Below are 20,057 nucleotides of genomic sequence, written 5' to 3'. Positions count from 1 at the left end.
GGAATGCGGTTAATGGTGTTATTGAGGGGAACCAGGAACGATTTTTTGAAAGAGAAAGACATCGTTTTTGCTGTAGGTCACAGTGAAATCAGGGCGGCTTTGAAGATAGCGTTGAGCGGCTTCAATCGTATCAGGAAATTCACCGGGATGCCGACGATTCAATAAAATCGCGTCGATGGGGGTGAGATCGCGCTGGGGTAGGGTGGTGTCAATGAGATAAATTTCAGGGCGATGGGTGAGGTGAGGGGCGTATTCGCCTTGGGTGATCACGCCGCTACGGGGTTCGATTTGGGCGATCGCATCTCGCATCGTTGCCCAAGTATCGAGCTTTTCAAGATAGAGACTGCCGAAATGATAATATTTACCGAGGGCGAGAAAGCCAATCGTTGCCCAAGCAATGAGAAATTTAGGCCGGTAGATGAAGGATTTGGGGTGGTGGTTGAGAATGGCGATCGCAGTGAGAATGAAGAAGGGTAAAATCGGCAGAGCGTATTGATGAACGAGGTCTTTTTGGGGTTGATAGGTAGTAATTAAATTTAAGATTAGGGCGGGGGCTGCACCGATTAACGGCAGGCTATAGCGAGGTCGTAAAATCCAAAAGATCGGCGCAAATAGTAGCACTAAATATTCTAAGTTAGCCAAACTCAACACTGGGCCGAGAATGCGGTGTGGCTGTAAAATGAGGGTTTGAATGATTTCACCAATGGAATCCCCTAAATAGTCATAGCGGCCATCGGACATTTCCACTGCCGCATCCATACCGGTGAAGTGGGGAAAAATCCATTGGGTGGTAAAGATAAACCACGCAGTTGCTAAGAGCATGGCCCAGAATCCATACCATTTGGGCCGCTCCCCCAATACAATCCATAGGCCTAAACCAACCACCGTTAGTGACAAAATGGCTTTGCAACCAAGGATTAACAAAATACAGCCTAAAAAGGTCAAGAAACGCCGCGATCGCAACGCTAGCACGGCTCCTAAAATGGCTGGAATTGCGAGGGTATCGGGGTGAAAATCAAAGAGATTCGCGTTGAAAACCACAGGATAGAGGTTGTAAACCAGGGCGATCGCAACGGTGTGACCTGAGGATAATCCGGCTTGTTGCGCTAGTTTAGCCGCGAGGATGCCCCCCAAAGAAAGGGCGATCGCTTGCACGGCAAAGAGCCAATACACCGATGGATAGATCCAATACAAGGCAGCGAGGGGATAAAAAATCCACGCCCCATGATCACCGAGAATATGGAAGCCGGAAAAGGACACAATGGGAGGTTTGCCCATCGAAATCAGATAGGTTGCTTGATCAAACCAGCCTAGATCAAAAGCATGGGAATTAAACAGAAGATGCCGAATTGAGGCGCAGCTAAAGAGAATCAGACTCTGCACTATACCCCAATACAAAATGATTTTTGGTCGCTGCATTACCTATCCAAAATGTAAACTGAGAGTAATCTAATCACAATGTCCACCGGCTTGAGGTTGCTATATAGCGATCCTAAATCAATCGGAGATCTAATCTCCTCATCAACAAGGGGCTTAAGCCCCTTGCCTGTTCATGAATCAAATAGGATTGCTATAGCATACCAAAAAAGTTTAGGGTCAATGGGTGGGTTTCGGTGGACAAAAGTATTCAGGAGAGTTGAAGGCGAGGGGTGAAGCTTTATCGAGATTGTCGAACTGGCTGTAAGGTTTGCTGGAGAGGAATCACAATGATAAAACAAGTCCCAGACCCTAAATTGGATTCACAGTGTAAGGTTCCGCCGTGTTTTTCGGTAATAATTTGATAGCTAATTGAAAGCCCCAGCCCGGTGCCTTTGCCTATTTCCTTGGTGGTAAAAAATGGATTAAAGAGACGGCTGATGTGATTAGGATCGATGCCAGTTCCATTGTCTTGAATCCTGATTTCGACTTGATTTTCGGCGGGGTGGAGGCGTGTTTGGATGGTGATCGTTGGGGCTTGGTTGTCGTCGGATTGATCGAGAAGGGCATCGATCGCATTACTCAAGATGTTCATAAACACCTGATTGAGTTGACCGGCATAGCATTCGACTTTGGGTAAATCGCCATAGTCACGAATCACTTCAATCCCCGCAGAGTGAGGTTTTGATTTGAGCCGATTGTGCAAGATCATCAGGGTGCTTTCGATGCCGTCGTGAATATCGACGGCTTTCATTTCGGATTCGTCCATGCGGGAGAAGGTGCGCAACGAGGCGACGATTTCTTTGATTCGTTCTGCGCCGACGCGCATGGATTGGAGCATTTTCGGGAGATCATCAAGGAGGAAGGGGAGATCGATGTCGTCGATATGATCGGCGATGATCAGTTGGGGGTCGGGGTAGTGCTGTTGGTAGAGGGCGATCAGTTGGAGGAGGTCGTTGATGTAGTCGCGGGCGTGGTCAATGTTGCCGTAGATGAAGTTGACGGGGTTGTTGATTTCGTGGGCGACTCCGGCCACGAGTTGCCCCAAACTGGACATTTTTTCGGTTTGGATGAGTTGGGATTGGGTGCGGTTGAGTTCTTCGAGGGTTTGGCGCAGTTCTTCGTTGCTGGCGCGGCTTTGGGCGTAGAGGAGGGCTTGGTTGGTGGCGATCGCTAATTGATTAATCGCAGATTTAACAAGGTCAATTTCAGTATCGTGCCAATGGCGAATTTCTTGGCTATGGCTACAGACGAGCACGCCAATGATTCCTGATTGCACTTCGAGGGGAACCACGAGTACGGATCGATAGTTGAGGGATTCCACAAGCTGCCGATAAATGGGATCGGGAATCGCGCTGACATCATCTTCACAAATGATCTCAAGGCGGAGCAGAATTTCAGCCATGGGGCCGACCTGATCGGCAGGATAGATGCCTTTAAAATCGGGCATTTCTGCTTCGCGGGATTCGGCGATCACGTCCCAATAGGGTGTTTCAACGTTGGTGATGTACCAGGCAAAATGAACGCGATCAATGGCGAGGATGCTGCGGATAGCTTCGATCGCCTGTTGAATAATGGCTTCGGCGGGCTGTTCGAGGGAACTGCGAATTTGGGCCGAGAGGCGATTGAGAAATTGCTCCCGCTGAACTTGGGATTGGAGGCGTTGGGCAAAGTCGAGGAGGGAGGCTTCGATCCGTTTGCGATCGCTAATATCGCGCACAATAAATAAGGTCTGATCCGCCTCAATGGGGACGACCCGCACTTCCTCAAATTGAGTCTCACCGTCGATATTTACCGTCTGTTCGTAGACCTGGAGGGTTTGTGTTGCGATCGCACGTTTTGCATAGTAGAGATTGCGTTGCGCCAAATCCGCAGGCACGACATCGGCGATGTGTCGCCCCGTCCGCTCACAGTCAGCCGAGAGAATATCCCGAAATGAATCGGGGGGGATATAGTCCAGAAAAACGCCATCGTCACTGAGACGGAACATCAGATCCGGGATGGCTTTGAGGATGGCTTGGTTCGTGGCTTCACTGGCTTGGAGGGCGGCTTCGGCTTCTTTGCGATCGTGAATATCCGTGGCAATCACCACTAACCCGACAATCTGGTCTTGGTTGCTGCGAATGGGATTGGCCCGCAGGGCCACCTGTAACGGGCGACCGGTGAGCGATCGCTGTTCAATCTCGCAACTCCAACCCCGCCCCGCCGTGGCTGCGGTGATGATCTCATCCATCAACCCCGCATCGGTAAACAACCCGATCAACCCCCCCTGTTGTCGCAATTGCTCAAGATCATCGCAATCATACAGGGCTTGAAACGCATCATTCACATAGATCACCCGGCCGATCAAATCCGTCAGGCTAATGGCATCACTCGCACTATCCACCGCTTGCTTGTAGCGTTGTAACTCAGCCTCAGCGAGCTTGCGCTCGGTCACATCGGTGCAAGTGCCCACATAGCCGGTGATTTGACCATCCTGTTCCGCATCAACAATCGTCTGCACTTGGGTATAGACCCAGCGCACAGACTGATCGGGCCGCAAAAACCGATATTCCGATTGAAAACATTGGTTTTCCGATTGGGCCCGGCTCCATTCGTTTTTGACGCGATCGCGATCCTGAGGGTGAATCACCGCCATCCAATGTTGTCCTTGGATGGCGATAAAATTCAGCCCCATCAAAATACAAATCTGCTGATTCACATAGGTACAGCGCCCGGCCGCATCACTATGGAAAATGCCCACCGGGGCCGTTTCTGCCAACACTTGATAGCGTTGCTCACTCTGGCGCAGGGCTTCTTCCGACTGTTTGCGATCGGTAATGTCATAGATCGACACCAAAAGATAGGGATCAGTTTGGTTCGACAACTTCAACGGATGCTTACTCGTGCGCACCCAACGCACATTCCCCGCCGCATCGGTCAGGGATTCTTCCGGGATGATTTTATCGTGACGATTCTCCCGCACCCATTGATCATCCCGGAGAATCTGAGCCACTTCGTCCGGGTTAGCGATCAAATCCGCATCGCACTTCCCGATTAATTGATCCGGCGTGGTTCCCCAGACCTTGGCCATGGCCTGATTCACCACCACGAACCGGCCTTGATTGTCTTTCACCACCAGCCATTGAGGGGTTGTGTCAATGATGTTTTGGAGTAATTCCTGTTGGGCGTTGATGGCGGTTTGGGTTTTTTTGCGATCGCTCACATCCCGCGCCAGCCCATAAATGCACCCCTGAGACTCTATCCTCGCCGCCGTCCACGCCAACCAACAATAGGAACCATCCTGACGACGGTAGCGATTTTCAAAGGACACACAGATCTCCCCCTGATTGACCCGTTGCATAATCTCTAGGGTTGATTGCACATCATCGGGATGAATCCAATCGATCACCGGCGCTGAACGAAGCTGCTCCACCGACCAACCGAGGGTGATCTCCCAAGCCTGATTGAGATGGAGCAAATGCCCGTCCCCATCCACCAGGCAGATTAAGTTGGGGGAAAGATTGAAAATTTCGGCCCAAGCGACATCATTGATATCCTCTGGGGTTTGGGGATGGGCAAGCGGCGACGGGGTCAAGTCGGGTTGTTGTTGACTGTGGATGATTACGCCGCTGATCGTGCCTGCGGTGCGCCATGGGGTGATTGTCCATTGCATTGCTACGGTTTCGCCCGTGGGGAGGGGGTGGCGATCGCATCCCTGTTGAGGCGTGCCGGTCAAGGCCTGCTGTAGGGCAGCGGGCCAACTCTCCGGTACAGGGTTGCTCCGGTCATAGGGCTGGCCCACCGAGGCTGCATCGAGGCCATAGTCTACCTGCCAACGGTCACTCATCCAGTGATAGCGCAGGGTTTGATCTAACACTGCGATCGCACAGGGAGACTGCGCCAAAATATCGGCTAAACCGAGAATCGGAGGAAGATCGGCAGACATGAAAATTCTTTTTAAAGAGTTAAAAACGCTGACAAAATCACGATTACAGAGACCCTGAGTCACTCTCTATCTACTTTCTCAGTGTAGGAGATTCAGGGAATCTAGGGCTATCCCCCCGATTCCCCCCAGAGGCCAGCAATGCGCTATCATAGGAGACTGGAAATCACGCCCCTTGGAGAGGTGGCAGAGTGGTTGAATGCGACGGTCTCGAAAACCGTTAGGCCGGCAACGGTCTCGGGGGTTCGAATCCCCCCCTCTCCGTTCCCTAATTCCCCTCAGTGGGTGGTAGACGTTCTCGCGATCGCCTCCCATCCCACACCGTAACGTTAAACGTTAATTTTCTACCGATATCCCCGATCTGTTTCAGCTTCGTAGTTATACTGAGGCTGAAAAATTTTCACCATTTCTCCTAAAATCTACCGCAATGAGTTCTTCAAATTCGCCTCCTAAATCAAAGGTTGTCGCAGCACTCCTCTGCTTTTTTCTCGGTTTTCTGGGTGTTCATCGGTTTTACGAATGTAAAGCTTATATCCCCCGTTTTCCAAACGGGGGATATAAGCGAAGGGCTGAATTTATTCAGCCGTGATACCGAGGTATCATAGCAACCATGAAAACGCTCAAGTTCAAGCTCTACCAGCATAAGCGGAATAGATACCTCAAGCGGACAATCAATGCCGCAGGGCGTATCTACAACCATTGTGTTGCCCTCCACAAACGGTACTACCGAATGTGGGGCAAGCACTTGAACTGCGCCCGACTGCAAAAACACATCGCCAAGCTTCGGAAACGGAACCCCTGGTGGTTGCAGGTGGGTTCTCAAGCCGTACAGGATATCTGCCAACGAATTGAGAAAGCGTATCAACTGTTCTTCAAACACAAAGATAGAAGCGTTCGACCGCCCAACTTCAAGAAAACCCGAAAATACAAATCCTTCACCCTCAAGCAAGCTGGGTACAAATTCCTCGGTGGCAACCGGGTCAGGATTGGGAACAAAGTCTATCAATATTGGAACTCTCGTCCCATTGAGGGCAAGGTCAAGACCGTGACGATTAAACGAACTCCCTTGGGAGAACTGTTCATGATTGTCACGGTAGATACCCTGTCAGAACCCCAAGTCAAAACCGAGACAGGTCAAATTGCTGGTTTTGATTTTGGACTTAAGACGTTTCTGACCTGTTCTGAGGGATTCAAGATTGATGCCCCCTTGTTCTTCAAGCAGTCACTCAATGCAGTTCGCAAAGCGAGTCGAGAGTTGTCCCGTAAGCAAAAGGGTTCAGCGAATCGGGAACGTGCCCGATTAAACTTAGCCCGCAAGCATGAAGATATTGCCCATCGACGGCGGGACTGGTTTTGGAAGTTAGCCCATCAACTGACGAATCAGTTTGATGTGCTGTGTTTTGAAACCTTGAACCTCAAGGCGATGCAGCGGCTTTGGGGGCGTAAGGTGAGTGATTTGGCGTTTCGGGAGTTTCTGCAAATCCTGGAGTGGGTGGCGACGAAGAAGGGGAAGCGGGTGGTCTATGTTGACCGCTGGTTCCCTTCGAGCAAGACCGGTTCAAGTTGTGGTCATATTTTGGAGCATCTGGATTTAGAGACTCGCCATTGGCGGTGTCCCAGTTGCTCGACAGAGAATGACCGGGATGAGAATGCGGCGATGAATATTAAAGTGGCTGGGGCTTCAGCCATTGGGTTAGGTGATGTCAGACAGGCGTTGCCTGCTATTGCTGTTTGATCCCAGAATCCCCCGTTTTCTAAACGGGGGAGTAAGTCAATTGGGCTACACCAAGCTCGGCATCTTTCAAATCATTACCTGTGGCGGTTGCGGCATCTGGGCCTTAATTGATTTTATTCAAATTTTGACAGGTGGCTTGAAAGACAGCGACGGTCGAGATTTGCAAGATTCTTAGCATAGCTGTTATTACAACGTCATGATGACCCCCCCCCCTCGACCTCCGGCACTTCAGCGTCACCCCTTAGATCGAGTCAGTCGCCATGTGCGGCTGGCTGGGTTATCTATGGTGACCTCTCCGATTTTAGGGGCCTATTTCTTTGGCCATGGGGGCGGCTCATCCCCCTTCTTTTGTCCGGTGTTGAAGGTGACGGGGGTTCCCTGTCCAGGCTGTGGAATGACACGCTCCTTTGTGGCCCTGGCGCGGGGGGATTTTGACGGGGCGATCGCCTTTCATCTCTTTGGCCCCCTGGTGTTTACCGCCTGTGTGGGCATCGCAATCCACCTCAGCCTTGAACTCTACACCGGCCAAAAAATTCGCTATCCTGCCTTGGCGGACTGGCTCCAACGGCAACGGGTGACATTGCTAGTGTTAATGGCGTTGCTGACCTATCACGGCCTACGATTGTGGAGTTTAGCCCAGTCCGGCGAATTGGCCACGAGCATCGCCGCCGCGCCACTCCACCGATGGTTTTCAGGATTATAGGATGGAGGATTGAACGATGTCTAACCAGCGCAGTGCATTTCTCTGGCTGACTCTATTGGCGATGGGATGCTTTGGACTGTTTTCCGGGCTAGACATTAACGGATTTTGGAAATATTACGGTCTGATCCTCAGCTTACAAGGGGGATTTGCCGTGATGTATGCTATGCAGCGATCGCGCCGCTGAGGGGTCAAAACGAACGCCGCCTTGCTACCCCAACGCCGTAATGAATTGTTGAACGAGGGCGAGGGCTTGGGGCGGGATGTCGTGGCCCATCGCGGGCAATTCTCGATAGGTTAGCGGCACTTGGGCGGCGGTGAGTTCCTGCTGTACCTGCCGCGCCGCCACCAACGGCACGACTGGATCAACCTGGCCATGCACCACCAAAACCGGCGGCACCGGGTCAGCCGTCACCATGAGCGGGGTGTGGGGATAGCCGCTGATGCTGCAAAGGCCCGCGAGGGGCAACTGTAGCCCCACATCGAGAGCCATCGCGCCCCCTTGGGAAAACCCCAATAGCACCGTTTTCGTCAAGGGAATGCCCGTTTCCGCCTCTAATGTCGGCAGCCAATCCCGAAGCTGTTGGCGGGCTTCCTCTAGGCCGGTGAGTTGGCGCAGTTCAAACGCTGGGATGTTGCTGTATTCCAGGGCATACCAAGCCCGCCCGCCGGGGACTTGGGGATGGGCAAAGGGGGCGTTGGGAAAGATGAATTGATAGGTGGGCAGGTTGAGGTAGGGGGCTAACCCAGCGAGGTCGTAGCGGTTTGCACCCCAGCCGTGAAGAGCGACGAGGAGATGATCGGGGGGTTGACCATTACGGGGCGGGAGAGCGATCGCATCAAAGACCATGGTGTAAGAGCGTCTGTATTATGAACAAGGCGGTATGGTATAAACAATAGCCTGAAACCCTCTTGCTGGTATGGTTCACATCAAGCGCGTTGAGCTTTCCCACTTCAAATCCTTTGGGGGCACGATCGCCATCCCCTTTTTAGATGGGTTTACGGTGGTGTCGGGGCCCAATGGATCGGGAAAATCCAACATTTTAGATGCGCTCTTGTTTTGTCTGGGCTTAGCCAGTTCCAAGGGAATGCGGGCCGAACGGCTGCCGGATTTGGTCAACCATAAACAGCAAACCACGAAGGGAACCTCCGAAGTGAGTGTGTCGGTGACCTTTGACCTCAGCGATTGGCACGATGCGGACTGGTTTGGGGAGGCGGCATCGGAGGCGGAAAAAGCAGAAGATGCAGCGGCGCGGGGCGAATTAACGGCGGAATGGACGGTGACGCGGCGGCTGCGGGTGACGAAAAGCGGCGGCTACACTTCGACCTATTTTATTAACGGTGAACCGGCGACGGCAACGGATTTACATGAACAGTTGCGGCGGTTGCGGATTTATTCCGAGGGCTACAACGTCGTATTACAGGGGGATGTGACCCGGATTATTACGATGAATGGCCGGGAGCGGCGCGAGATTATTGATGAGTTGGCGGGGGTGGCGGAATTTGACCGCAAGATTGGGCAAGTGCGATCGACCTTGGACGAAGTGCGGGAGCAGGAGGATCGGTTTCGGCTGATTGAACAGGAGTTGCGGCGCAGTTTGGATCGTTTGGCGGCTGATCGCATCAAGGCTGAGAAATACCAAGCTTTGCGAGAGCAAATCCACCTCTGGCAACAGTGGGAAATTGTTTTGCAGTGGAAGGCGTTGCAGCAACAAATTGAACAGGCAGAACGGCACTATCAGGCGGGGGAAGCGACGTTAAGCCAGTTAGCTGAACGGTTGACGCAATTGGCCACGGAGTTAGACAAGGCTCAGGGGGACTGCGATCGCCTCAATGCCGTGGTGAAGGATCTCGGTGAAGATCAACAAATCGCGGTGAATTCTGAACTGACGAAGCAACGGCTGCAACTGGAGCAATTGCAACAGCAAGCCCAGGACACGGAAACCGCGATCGCCACCAGCCATCACACCCAAGAACGCCTCCGCCTCGAAATTGTCAAACTTCAACAACGGTTAACCGACCTCACCCAAACCCAGCACCACCTCGACACCATCACCCTCGTTCAACACCGCCAAACGGTGATTCAAGCCCAAAATCACCTTAATCAATTGCGCGACCAGGCCCAAGGGGTTGCCGCTGCGTCGGAAGCTTGGGTACAGGAGCAAACCGCATTAACCAAACAGATCAGCAGTCTCCAGCAGACCCTCAATCCCCAACGCACCGAACAAGCGCAACTCCAAGAACGCCTCGCCCGGTTGCAACAGACCCACCAGGAACAGACCGCCCAGGTTGAGCAATTAACCACCGAATTGGCCAACCAAGCCCCGGCAACGGCGGAGGACTTAGGGCAATTGGAAAGGCGGATTCAAGACGTGGCGGCAATCTATGCCCAAACGGACGCGGAATTAAAACTGACCCAAGACACGCAAACCCGATTAGTGACGGAGCAGCGCGATCGCCAACGGCAACTGGATCGCCTCGAAGCCCGCACCCACGCCCAACAGGAAGCCCAGGGAACCCATGCCACACAGGTGATTCTCAATGCGAAATTGCCGGGGGTCTGTGGCTTGGTGGCGCAATTGGGCCAGGTGGAAAAGCCCTATCAGGTGGCGTTGGAGACGGCAGCGGGGGGACGGTTGGGGCAAATTGTTGTGGAAGATGACCGGGTGGCGGCCCAGGGGATTGAACTGCTGAAACGGGAGCGGGCGGGGCGGGCGACGTTTTTGCCGTTGAATACGATTCGAGCGCCGGGGATGCAGTCGGTGGGGCAACTCCGGCAGGCGCGGGGGTTTGTGGACTATGCGGTGAAGTTGGTGGACTGTGAGCCGCGTTATCGGCCGATTTTTGCCTATGTGTTTGGTTCAACGGCGGTGTTTGAAGATTTGGCAACGGCGCGATCGCTCCTTGGCAAAAGTCGGATCATCACCCTAGAGGGGGAGTTGCTCGAAACCAGCGGGGCGCTGTCCGGGGGGAGTCGTTCCGGGCGTTCGACGTTGCATTTTGGCACGGCGGCGGCGGGGGAATCGGCGGAGTTGCAGCAGTTGCGCGATCGCCTGGCGGAAATTGACACCGTTCTCGCTACCTGTGAGCAAACCTTGGCCCAAAAGCGCGATCGCCTCGCTCACCTCAGCCAAACCCTCAGCGATTGCCGCCAAACCTTCGCCACCGAAAGCCTCCGCGCCCAACAGGATCAAAAAGAGCGCGATCGCCTCCAAACCAGCCTTGATCACCTCTGCACCCAGATCACCCAAACCACCGCCGCCCAAGCCGAAGTCCAAACTCGCCTCGATCATCTCACCCAAACCATTCCCCCCACGGAAGCCGAACTCCACACCCTCGAAACCCAACTGGCCGCCCTCGAAACTGGCCAAGCCTCCAGCGAGTGGCAGGCGATCCAGCAGGCGATTCACAGCCAAGAGCAACACCTCACAGAACAGCAGACGGTGTTACGGGATGCCGAAGCCGAGCGCACCCAGCTTGAAACCCAGATTCTCCGCCTCCAAGAACGGATTGAAACCGCTGAAACCCAACGAACCACCGAACAACAGCAGCAACACAACTATCGCCAAACCCTGGCCACGCTGAACGATCGCCACAGTGAACTCGCCCAAACCCTCCAGATCACCGAAGCCACCCTCGCCCAACTCACCGCCCGCCTCGGCACCGCAAAAACGGAGCGCGATCGCGCCGCCACCCACCTCAATCGCCTCCAACAACAGCACCAAAGCCACACCTGGGAACGGGACAAACTCCACAGCACCCAACAGGAACGGAAAAATGCGATCGCGCACCTCTACCACCAAGTCACCGACCACGAAGACCGCCTCCCCAATCCCCTCCCCGTCGTCCCCGACCTAATCAGCGTCGAACTCGAAGACGAGAAACCGAAGCGCGATCGCCCCCTTAGCTTTTCCACCTACACCGAACAACTCACCCACCTCCAAGGGCAAATCCAAACCGCCCAGCGTCGCCTCGAAGCCATGGAACCCGTCAACATGCTCGCCCTCGACGAACATGAACGCACCCAAACCCGCCTCACAGAACTCTCCGAAAAACTCGCCACCCTCGCCGCCGAACGCACCGAACTCCTACTGCGGATCGAAACCTTCACCACCCTCCGCCTCCGCGCCTTCCGGGAATCCTTCGACGCAGTCAATACCAACTTTCAAACCATCTTCGCCACCCTCTCCGAAGGCGACGGCCATCTAAAACTAGAAAATGATAGCGATCCCTTTGCCGGGGGACTCACCCTCGTGGCCCATCCCAAAGGCAAACCCGTTCAACGCCTCAGTTCCATGTCCGGGGGCGAAAAGTCCCTCACCGCCCTGAGTTTCATCTTTGCCCTACAACGCTATCGCCCCTCACCGTTCTATGCTTTCGATGAGGTGGATATGTTCCTCGACGGGGCAAATGTGGAGCGATTGGCTAAAATGATCAAAAAGCAGGCCGAAGAGGCTCAATTTATTGTCGTCAGTTTGCGCCGTCCGATGATTGAAGCCTCCCAACGCACCATTGGCGTGACCCAAGCCAGAGGCGCATACACTCAGGTTCTCGGCATTAAGTTGTGAAGATACTGGTACTATTTTGGGAATTGGGTACTATTTTGTGAATCACTATCGTGGGCATCAAGGTTAAAGGGTGTCTGTTCTGCGCACCTTTAATATTGAAGACTCAGCCCCCACCGCCCGTTTTCGCAACGTCCAAGGCTCGAACAATAAAACACAATGACCACAGATACTATTCGGATTCGCTCAGAAATTATCAATACCAAAGTCATCACCAACGATTCAGCCCGTCAGCTTGGCGTTGTGAAAAATCTCTTGGTAGACATCGATCGCCGTGAAGTGGTGGCCTTGGGACTCCGGGATAATGTCTTAGCCATGACCGGAATGCCGAAATATATGTACCTCAACAGCATCGAAAAGGCGGGGGATGTCCTTTTAGTTCCCGATGAGGATGTGATTGAAGATATTGATGCCGAAGCCTACAGCAATTTGGTCAATTGCGAGGTGATTACGGAAGTGGGTGAACTCCTGGGGCGCGTCCGGGATTTTCAGTTCAATATTGTCGATGGGCAGGTGGTGTCGTTGATTATCGCCTCCATTGGTTTACCGCTGATTCCGGAGCAGGTGGTCAGTACCTACGAATTACCCGTGGAGGAAATTGTCAGCACTGGGCCGAATCGGATCATTGTGTTTGAAGGCTCTGAAGAACGACTGCGGCAGTTGAGTGTGGGCTGGCTCGAACGGGTGGGCATTGGCCGCGCTCCCTGGGAACGGGACGAGGAAGACCCCTACTACACCCCGACGGCTCGCCCGGAAAATCAACTGGGAACTGGGATTCCCGTGGATGCGCGGCCGGTGGCGAAGCCGTTGGAGCGACCCTACGAGCCGGTATGGGATGAGGATGAATATGAAGATTCACAGCCGCGATCGCTCCCCAAACGTCAGGCCAGAGCGATCCGTTACGAAGACGACTACGCCGAAGAATCCAACTGGGACGAACCCCGCCGCCCGCCCCAACGGGCTTCCCTCGACCCCGAACCCACCTACAACAGCATCGACGAAGATGTGTGGGACGACGACCCCGAACCCTACAACCCGCCGCCCGTGAACATCCCCGAAAAACGCCGCGAACCCGAATACGAGGACTATTAATTTGCCCTCACCCCAACCCCTCTCCCGCTAGGCGAGGGGCTTTTTTGACATGGGGCTATCACTTGTGTTCAGTTGCCGCTTCGATAAAGGAAAGGAAGTCATGTTGTATTCAGGTTCTTTGTTTTATCGAGCCATGTTGAAATCCCCCCGACACTTAGCTCTGATTGCTGGTATTTGTGTCTCACTATTAAGAGCAGTTCCTGCATTTGCCCAGGTCGATACCCGTGAATTTGAGACCTTTGCGGACTGGTGTAATCAACAGGAGCTGTTAACCCCAGCAGCACAGCACACCGTTGAAATTTTGCTGGAAGAAGCAGGGACAGACGATTGTAATGAAGCACAGTCTGCTCTGTCCAATCTTCAACAGCTTTGGCTGGATGACAACGAGATTGAGGACATTAGTCCCCTGGCTGCTCTGTCCAATTTTCAACAGCTTGGGCTGTATGGCAACGAGATCAAGGACATTAGTCCCCTGGCTGCTCTGTCCAATCTTCAATGGCTTGTGCTGACTAGCAACGAGATTGAGGATATTAGTCCTCTGGCTGCTCTTAACAATCTTCAAACGCTTTGGCTGTATGACAACGAGATTGAGGACATTAGTCCCCTAGCTGCTTTGTCCAATCTTCAATGGCTTGGGCTGAGTGACAATGCAATTGAGGATATTAATCTCCTTGCGTCTTTAACCAATCTTCAACAGCTTGGGCTGAGTGGCAACGAGATTGAGGATATTAGTCCTCTGGCTGCCCTTAACAATCTTCAAACGCTTTGGCTGAGTGACAACGAGATTGAGGATATTAGTCCTCTGGCTGCTCTTAACAATCTTCAAACGCTTGGGCTGAGTGGCAACGAGATTGAGGATATTAGTCCTCTGGCTGCTCTTAACAATCTTCAACGGCTTGGGTTGCATGGCAATCCCCTACAGGAACAGATTTGCCCGCTTCAGCCTGCATCAATTTGTAGTTTTGAGCAACCAGAGTGGCTCGCTTATTAGGCGATTCGTGAAATATGAGGTCACCCACCGCTGACGGGGGGGATTAAGACCACCTCATCGCCATCGCGCAGCCGTGTTTCGGGGGGGACAAATTGATAATTCACTCCGAAGCGAGTCAGCGATCGCCACGGCTCAAGCTCAGGATGCTCCTGAATCACCTGCTCCAGAATAGTTAGTACAGGTGTATTGCTGGGAACCGTGCGGCGAATTTCTGACTGTTGATAGGCTTCCTGATAAGCGGCAAACAGTTTAATCTTGACCTCAATCATAAAAATGGAAAAATTGTCGATTAATTATCAGCGGCCTTGCTCCGGAAATGAAGCGCGACACAAATTTTATCCTATTGCCCTTTGTCCCGTCCTTGCGATCGCCGCTCAAAACACTGGATTCGGTCTTCATCCTGTATAATGCGGGTACTTAGCCGCGAATCCCTCAAAATTCGTCGCGACAGTATTTCGTAAAACAACGCATGGGCAAAACGCTGTCCATTGGGTCAAGCAATCTTCAGAGACCATCCTGAAATTTCCTGTTTTGTCCCAAAATTCTCTGCCTTTCCGCAGAGGAGCGCGTTACAATTCCCATCGTAGTTTTCAGACTAAACACCCAACTTGAGTCAGCCGATCGAAGTTCAAGAAATTGATACCCTCGCGCAAGAACTGGCCACGATTCAGCAAACCAGTTCTAAGCGAATTGCCCTCTTAGGGTCGCGTCATGTTCCGATCACGCATCAGAATCTCATTGAAGTCATGAGCTACGCTCTGGTCTTAGGCGGCAACCGCTTAATGACATCCGGAGCGACGGGCACTAACCTCGCGGCGATTCGAGGAGCGATGCGGGCTGATCCCAATCTTTTAACCGTGATTCTTCCCCAAAGTCTGTCGCGCCAACCGCGAGAGTCCCGTGATGCCCTCGAAAGCGTCGTGCATCTGGTGGAGCATTCCGACAATGATCAATTGTCCCTCGCCGAAGCCAGTTCCCTCTGTAACCGTGAGATTATTTCACGCTGTCAACAATTGATCTGCTTCGCTTTCCACGACAGTCACACCCTCTTGCAAACCTGCACAGAAGCGGAAGAACAGCGCAAGGTCGTTACGTTATTTTATTTCGATTAGGTGAGTATGGCGATTCCTGTGGCGACTTTGTTGTTGTATTCCATTGTGGGAACTGTAATTTTGGTGTATCTGCCCTTTGGAGTCGTAGCCTACGGGCGACTGAAAGGGGGAGCGGATTTGAGTGCGCCCCGTGCGATGCTTGATCGCTTACCGGACTATGCCAAGCGAGCCACCTGGGCCCATCAAAATTCTTTTGAAGCGTTGATTGTCTATGGGGCGGCGGCGTTTATGGCTTATGTAACGGGGGTTGAAGCGGCCGGGGCCGGTTATGCGGCGATCGCCTTTCTCATTGCTCGGTTTTTCTATATCCTGTTTTATATTCTGGATGTGCCGTTGGCGCGATCGCTGATGTTCGGCATCGGCATGATCTGTAGCATTACGCTCTACAGCTTGAGTCTGGATACATTACGTTCGTTTGGTTGATTTTAGGGTAATTTATGGCTTCTACCTTTTCCTTTGATGTCGTCAGTGATTTTGACCGTCAAGAGATGGTAAACACAGTGGATCAAGTGCTGCGAGAATTGAAAAACCGCTACGACTTAAAAAACACCAACAGCACCGTTGAACTCGGCGACACCAGCATCACCATTACCACCAATAGCGAAATGACCTTGGACACGATCCAAGACATCTTGCGCCAAAAAGCCGCCAAGCGCAATCTCTCCCAAAAAATCTTTGACTACGGCACGGCTGAAGCTGCCAAAGGTAGCCGCATTCGCCAAGAAATCACCCTGAAAAAAGGCATCGAAAAAGAGCTTGCCAAGACAATCACCAAAATGATCCGGGATTCCTTTAAAAAAGTGCAAGCCTCAATTCAAGGGGATTCGGTACGGATTTCCGCCAAATCTAAAGATGATCTCCAAGCTGTGATGCAGTTCCTCAAAGAAGAAGACTTCCCCGTGGCACTCCAATTCAATAACTATCGCTAATCTGATTGATCTTTCACTGTTTGCTATCAGTGGACTAAGGACAGGACAAAAATTGAATAGGGTTAAAGAAAGGAGCACGAAAAGAGGCAGAATTGCAGAAAAAGTGGCGGAGTAGGTCAAACCATCACGAAATAAACTCCGAGCACTACGACCCTGGGACTTGATCAGGCGAATCGGTTGATAAGTATGTCGCCATAAGCCCGCTTTTATCGCCCAGACAAACGCCAGAGCCAAACGAGATATGAAGGGTTTCAGTGATCAAAATCCTGAAATTCTGTATCAGATTGCACATTTTATACCTCAAACCCCAAAGACCCAAACGTCTTACTTCTTCTTCTTTGTTTACATAAGCTGATCAGCATCTAAACTGCATGTCAATGATCCTAAAGCCCTTGCTGTAAGGGGATCGCCCTGGAAATTTAAATGGCGATTATCTTACCAACGCACTGTTCTTTTGCTCATCTTGATTCCCCTATTTTCACAGTCCGCTACATTACCGGATTATTTTCTTAAGTTCCATAAAAGGGGGAGGTGGCGTTCTTATCGTTTCGCAATTCGCTATAACGATTAATTATCTAGTCTGAAGGAGAGGTGATGGCGTTACAAGCACGGTGGCAGCAGGTTGCTTTAATGGACTTACCCGCTGATTTTCTGGTGGCGGTGGGGCGGTATTGTGGGCAATCTGCCGGGGAGAAGGTGGCGCAATTGTTATGGCGGCGGGGGATTCGCGATCGCGCCTCCCTCGATCGCTTCATTGACCCTCGCACTTATCAACCCTGTGACCCCTTCGCCTTTGGGGTGGAAATGAAGCGGGCCGTGGCTCGGTTAGATCGCGCCCGTCAGGATGGGGAACGGGTGACGATCTGGGGGGATTTTGATGCGGACGGGATCACGTCTACGAGTGTGCTGTGGGATGGGTTGGGGCAGTTTTTCCCCCCGGAGCAGTTGGATTACTATATTCCGAACCGCGATCGCGAATCCCACGGTCTGAATATCGCCAACCTCGATCGCCTCGCCACCGAGGGCACAACATTGATCGTCACCTGCGACACCGGCAGCACCAACCTGACGGAAATCGCCCACGCCCACACCCTCGGCCTTGAGATCATCGTCACCGATCACCACACCCTCCCCCCGGAACGTCCCGACGTGGTGGCAATAATTAACCCCCGCTATTTCGCCGCCGATCATCCCCTCTATCACCTCTCCGGTGTGGCGGTGGCCTACAAACTCGTCGAAGCCCTGTATCAACGTTTTCCGGATCTGCCCCAAACACCCCTCACGGATTTACTGGATCTCGTTGCGATCGGGTTAATTGCCGATCTTGTGGCGCTCCAGGGGGATTGTCGATATTTGGCGCAGGTGGGGATTGAGCAGCTTCGGAAACAAGATCATCCCCAAACGGCAACCCGTCCCGGTGTGGCGGAACTCCTGAAACTGTGCAAACGGAGCGGCGATCGCCCCACGGATATTTCCTTTGGGATTGGGCCGCGGATTAATGCAGTGAGCCGGATTCAGGGGGATGCGCGGTTTTGTGTGGAGTTGCTAACGAGTCGCGATCGCCCCCGATGTCAAGCCTTAGCTGAACAAACCGAACTCGCCAACACCCGCCGTAAGGAATTGCAAAAAACCATGGTGGCTGCGGTGGAAAAACGCCTCGAACAGGTGGATCTGTCCACCACCCATGTGATTGTTTTGGATGATCCCCAATGGTCGGCGGGGGTGCTGGGGTTGGTGGCGGGTCAGGTAGCCCAGGACTATGGCCGACCGACGATTTTACTCACCCTGGGGGATGACGGGATGGCGCGGGGTTCGGCGCGATCGACCCATGGCATTGATCTCTATCAGTTGGTCTACAGTCAGCGGGAGTTGTTGCATCGGTTTGGGGGGCATCCCTTCGCGGCGGGGCTGAGTTTGGCAGCGGACAATTTACCCCTCTTCCGGGAAGGGATTAACCAAGCCTTGCGCCGTCAATTGCCCGACCCGACGCAACTGCGCCCGACGATCGCCGTGGATTTAAGCGTCACTGTGGCGGAATTGGGGGAAACACTGTTTAAGGAATTAAAACTCCTCGAACCCTGTGGCATGGGGAATCCTGCGCCGCTGCTGTTGATCGAAGATTGCTGGTTTCAAACAGTGCGCAACGCGAATATTAAAGACCGCAGCGGCAAACAGGTGAAATATATTAAAACTCAATTTATGATCTGCGATCGCACCTCATCCCAAGGGTTTCCGGGGGTCTGGTGGGGACATTATTCGGATGAATTGCAGGGCGATCGCCGCTATGATGCGATCGCTGAACTCGACTACAACACCTACCAAAATCGCTACGAAATCCGCCTCATCGACCTCCGCCCCAGCCAAGCCCACAGCCCCAACACCGCGCAAACCCCCGCCATTCTCGACTGGCGCACCGACCCCGACCCCAACGCCGATCGCATCGACTGCGTCCGGGTGGATCACTGTCCCCTAGTTTGGGATGACATCCAACAACGCTTTCACCGCGCCGTCCATCAAGCCCAACCCCTCGCCCTCGCCTACCATGCCCCCGCCGCTCCCTCCCCGGAAGACCACCTCAAACGGTTGATCGGCATGGCCCAGCACCTCCACACCACCGGCCACACCGTCACCCTTGCCGATTTTCAAGCCGCGTTGCAGGTGAGCGATCGCCAATTAACCCTCAGTCTCGCCGCCCTCACCGCCATGGGATTTAGCCAGGAACATACCCCCCAAGGCATCCGGATCACCGCTTACCAATCCCCCACCGATGCCGCCGCCGCCGATGTTGTGGTGACGCAATTATGTGATGCGATCGCCGAAACTCACTTTCGCCACACCTATTTCGAGCGTGTCCCCCTCACCACCGTCCAGCAGAAATTAGCCGAATCGGAAACTTAATCGGATCATCTTTACAAAACGGCGTTATTATGCCTAAAAGACTTTACGCAGCAGCATCGCAAATCATGGCTTACACCACCGCGCAATTGATCGATATCCTCGACCAAGAAATGCGAGCCAGTTACCAGGGCAAGCGCGTTTTACTGTCGGCCCGCGATCGCTTCCAAGACGACCCCGTTCTCTCCCTCGCCCTGGGAGCCAATAAGATCAGCAAAGTCTACGCCTACCGAGAATTTCGCGAGCAAATCCACGCCTACCAGCAAGAGCACCAGGTCTCTGGTTTAATTTGGCGCACCTGTCGCTTTAATGGCGTTGAAGTGAGTTTTCCCGAAGTCCATACCCAACTGATTGCCATCCCCTCCGACTTTGACCAACTGCGCGACGCAAAGGCCGCAATCATGACCTTTTGGCGACAGGTGAGCGCCCCATTAAAACTGTGGCTGATGGGGAAAGAGCAACAACCCCTCTCCCCGGAACTCGTCGAAGAACTGGTTAAAGAGGCCGAATGGGCCGAAGTGGATGCAGGTTTAACAGAAGTCTATTTAGGCCTCTGCTGGGGCAAACCGGAGGAGCGCCATTGTCAATGGGCGTTCCCGGATTCCGGCTGTCGGCGCATCGTGGCGGCTCCCGGTGCACCCAGTGTGATCAAGGTTTAAGGCTTAAACCCGCCTTTGTCTCCGGTGCGTTACGCGGC

Annotated in this window: 17 protein-coding genes, 1 tRNA gene and 1 pseudogene; 14 read left to right on the top strand and 5 right to left on the bottom strand. The window is 53.1% G+C overall.

Annotated elements, in window-relative coordinates; translation table 11 throughout:
• Positions 1 to 18: 18 nt before the first annotated feature.
• Positions 19 to 1,383 carry a DUF2079 domain-containing protein gene (locus SPI6313_RS06030; protein ID WP_245788617.1) on the bottom strand — a complete coding sequence of 455 codons (1,365 nt, stop codon included), beginning with the start codon at positions 1,381 to 1,383 and terminating at the stop codon, positions 19 to 21.
• A gap of 274 nt (positions 1,384 to 1,657) precedes the next feature.
• On the bottom strand, positions 1,658 to 5,344 hold the full coding sequence (locus SPI6313_RS06025; protein ID WP_072620185.1) for a PAS domain S-box protein: 3,687 nt from the start codon (positions 5,342 to 5,344) through the stop codon (positions 1,658 to 1,660).
• A 174-nt stretch (positions 5,345 to 5,518) separates the two neighbouring features.
• Here SPI6313_RS06025 and SPI6313_RS06020 point away from each other — a divergent pair.
• The 6 genes from SPI6313_RS06020 to SPI6313_RS23380 all read left to right on the top strand — a co-directional run bounded on the left by SPI6313_RS06020 (position 5,519) and on the right by SPI6313_RS23380 (position 7,963).
• A tRNA-Ser gene (locus SPI6313_RS06020) sits at positions 5,519 to 5,605 on the top strand.
• A 163-nt stretch (positions 5,606 to 5,768) separates the two neighbouring features.
• Positions 5,769 to 5,930: an NINE protein gene (locus SPI6313_RS25345; RefSeq protein ID WP_084668916.1), complete on the top strand. Its 162-nt coding sequence runs from the start codon at positions 5,769 to 5,771 to the stop codon at positions 5,928 to 5,930.
• Positions 5,931 to 5,951: 21 nt separating this feature from the next.
• The gene (locus SPI6313_RS06010; protein ID WP_072620184.1) at positions 5,952 to 7,076 is read left to right on the top strand and encodes an RNA-guided endonuclease InsQ/TnpB family protein; all 1,125 of its coding nucleotides are present in this window, start codon (positions 5,952 to 5,954) and stop codon (positions 7,074 to 7,076) included.
• Between the two features lie 40 nt (positions 7,077 to 7,116).
• Positions 7,117 to 7,251, top strand: coding sequence for a TM2 domain-containing protein (locus tag SPI6313_RS06005; RefSeq protein ID WP_217650514.1), 135 nt, complete (start codon positions 7,117 to 7,119; stop codon positions 7,249 to 7,251).
• Positions 7,252 to 7,272: 21 nt separating this feature from the next.
• On the top strand, positions 7,273 to 7,779 hold the full coding sequence (locus SPI6313_RS06000) for a DUF2752 domain-containing protein (protein WP_084668915.1): 507 nt from the start codon (positions 7,273 to 7,275) through the stop codon (positions 7,777 to 7,779).
• 16 nt (positions 7,780 to 7,795) lie between these two features.
• A complete protein-coding gene (locus SPI6313_RS23380) occupies positions 7,796 to 7,963 on the top strand; it encodes a hypothetical protein (RefSeq protein WP_175551080.1) in 168 nt (55 codons plus the stop codon).
• Between the two features lie 24 nt (positions 7,964 to 7,987).
• Here the strand turns inward: SPI6313_RS23380 and SPI6313_RS05995 are convergent, their stop codons facing one another.
• Positions 7,988 to 8,626, bottom strand: coding sequence for an alpha/beta hydrolase (locus SPI6313_RS05995; protein WP_072620181.1), 639 nt, complete (start codon positions 8,624 to 8,626; stop codon positions 7,988 to 7,990).
• Between the two features lie 70 nt (positions 8,627 to 8,696).
• On the opposite strand from SPI6313_RS05995, the gene smc reads away from it, so the two are divergent.
• From smc to SPI6313_RS05980, 3 genes are all read left to right on the top strand, one after another.
• Entirely contained in the window at positions 8,697 to 12,344 is a 3,648-nt protein-coding gene (gene smc / locus SPI6313_RS05990; RefSeq protein ID WP_072620180.1) for a chromosome segregation protein SMC, read from the top strand.
• Positions 12,345 to 12,500: 156 nt separating this feature from the next.
• The gene (locus SPI6313_RS05985; RefSeq protein ID WP_072620179.1) at positions 12,501 to 13,433 is read left to right on the top strand and encodes a PRC-barrel domain-containing protein; all 933 of its coding nucleotides are present in this window, start codon (positions 12,501 to 12,503) and stop codon (positions 13,431 to 13,433) included.
• A 133-nt stretch (positions 13,434 to 13,566) separates the two neighbouring features.
• Complete coding sequence (locus SPI6313_RS05980) at positions 13,567 to 14,424, top strand: leucine-rich repeat domain-containing protein (protein ID WP_084668914.1); 858 nt, start codon at positions 13,567 to 13,569, stop codon at positions 14,422 to 14,424.
• Positions 14,425 to 14,444: 20 nt separating this feature from the next.
• Here the strand turns inward: SPI6313_RS05980 and SPI6313_RS05975 are convergent, their stop codons facing one another.
• A complete protein-coding gene (locus SPI6313_RS05975; RefSeq protein ID WP_072620178.1) occupies positions 14,445 to 14,693 on the bottom strand; it encodes a MoaD/ThiS family protein in 249 nt (82 codons plus the stop codon).
• Between the two features lie 339 nt (positions 14,694 to 15,032).
• On the opposite strand from SPI6313_RS05975, the gene SPI6313_RS05970 reads away from it, so the two are divergent.
• From SPI6313_RS05970 to SPI6313_RS05960, 3 genes are read left to right on the top strand one after another with little or no spacing between them, the layout of a single operon-like run.
• A complete protein-coding gene (locus tag SPI6313_RS05970) occupies positions 15,033 to 15,536 on the top strand; it encodes a DNA recombination-mediator protein A (protein ID WP_072620177.1) in 504 nt (167 codons plus the stop codon).
• Between the two features lie 6 nt (positions 15,537 to 15,542).
• Positions 15,543 to 15,959 carry an MAPEG family protein gene (locus tag SPI6313_RS05965; RefSeq protein WP_072620176.1) on the top strand — a complete coding sequence of 139 codons (417 nt, stop codon included), beginning with the start codon at positions 15,543 to 15,545 and terminating at the stop codon, positions 15,957 to 15,959.
• A gap of 14 nt (positions 15,960 to 15,973) precedes the next feature.
• Positions 15,974 to 16,465: a YajQ family cyclic di-GMP-binding protein gene (locus SPI6313_RS05960; RefSeq protein ID WP_072620175.1), complete on the top strand. Its 492-nt coding sequence runs from the start codon at positions 15,974 to 15,976 to the stop codon at positions 16,463 to 16,465.
• A 34-nt stretch (positions 16,466 to 16,499) separates the two neighbouring features.
• On the opposite strand, the pseudogene SPI6313_RS24355 reads toward SPI6313_RS05960, so the two are convergent.
• Positions 16,500 to 16,699 (bottom strand): annotated as a pseudogene (locus SPI6313_RS24355) (IS4 family transposase); the annotation flags it as partial.
• Positions 16,700 to 17,059: 360 nt separating this feature from the next.
• On the opposite strand from SPI6313_RS24355, the gene recJ reads away from it, so the two are divergent.
• Complete coding sequence (gene recJ, locus SPI6313_RS05955) at positions 17,060 to 19,363, top strand: single-stranded-DNA-specific exonuclease RecJ (protein WP_072620174.1); 2,304 nt, start codon at positions 17,060 to 17,062, stop codon at positions 19,361 to 19,363.
• A 65-nt stretch (positions 19,364 to 19,428) separates the two neighbouring features.
• Complete coding sequence (locus SPI6313_RS05950) at positions 19,429 to 20,019, top strand: hypothetical protein (RefSeq protein ID WP_072620173.1); 591 nt, start codon at positions 19,429 to 19,431, stop codon at positions 20,017 to 20,019.
• The last annotated feature ends 38 nt before the right edge of the window (positions 20,020 to 20,057 follow it).

This window comes from Spirulina major PCC 6313 (assembly GCF_001890765.1).
Taxonomy (GTDB): domain Bacteria; phylum Cyanobacteriota; class Cyanobacteriia; order Cyanobacteriales; family Spirulinaceae; genus Spirulina; species Spirulina major.
The sequence above is the reverse complement of the archived record's forward strand: the minus strand, read 5'-3'. Positions and strand labels throughout refer to the sequence as shown.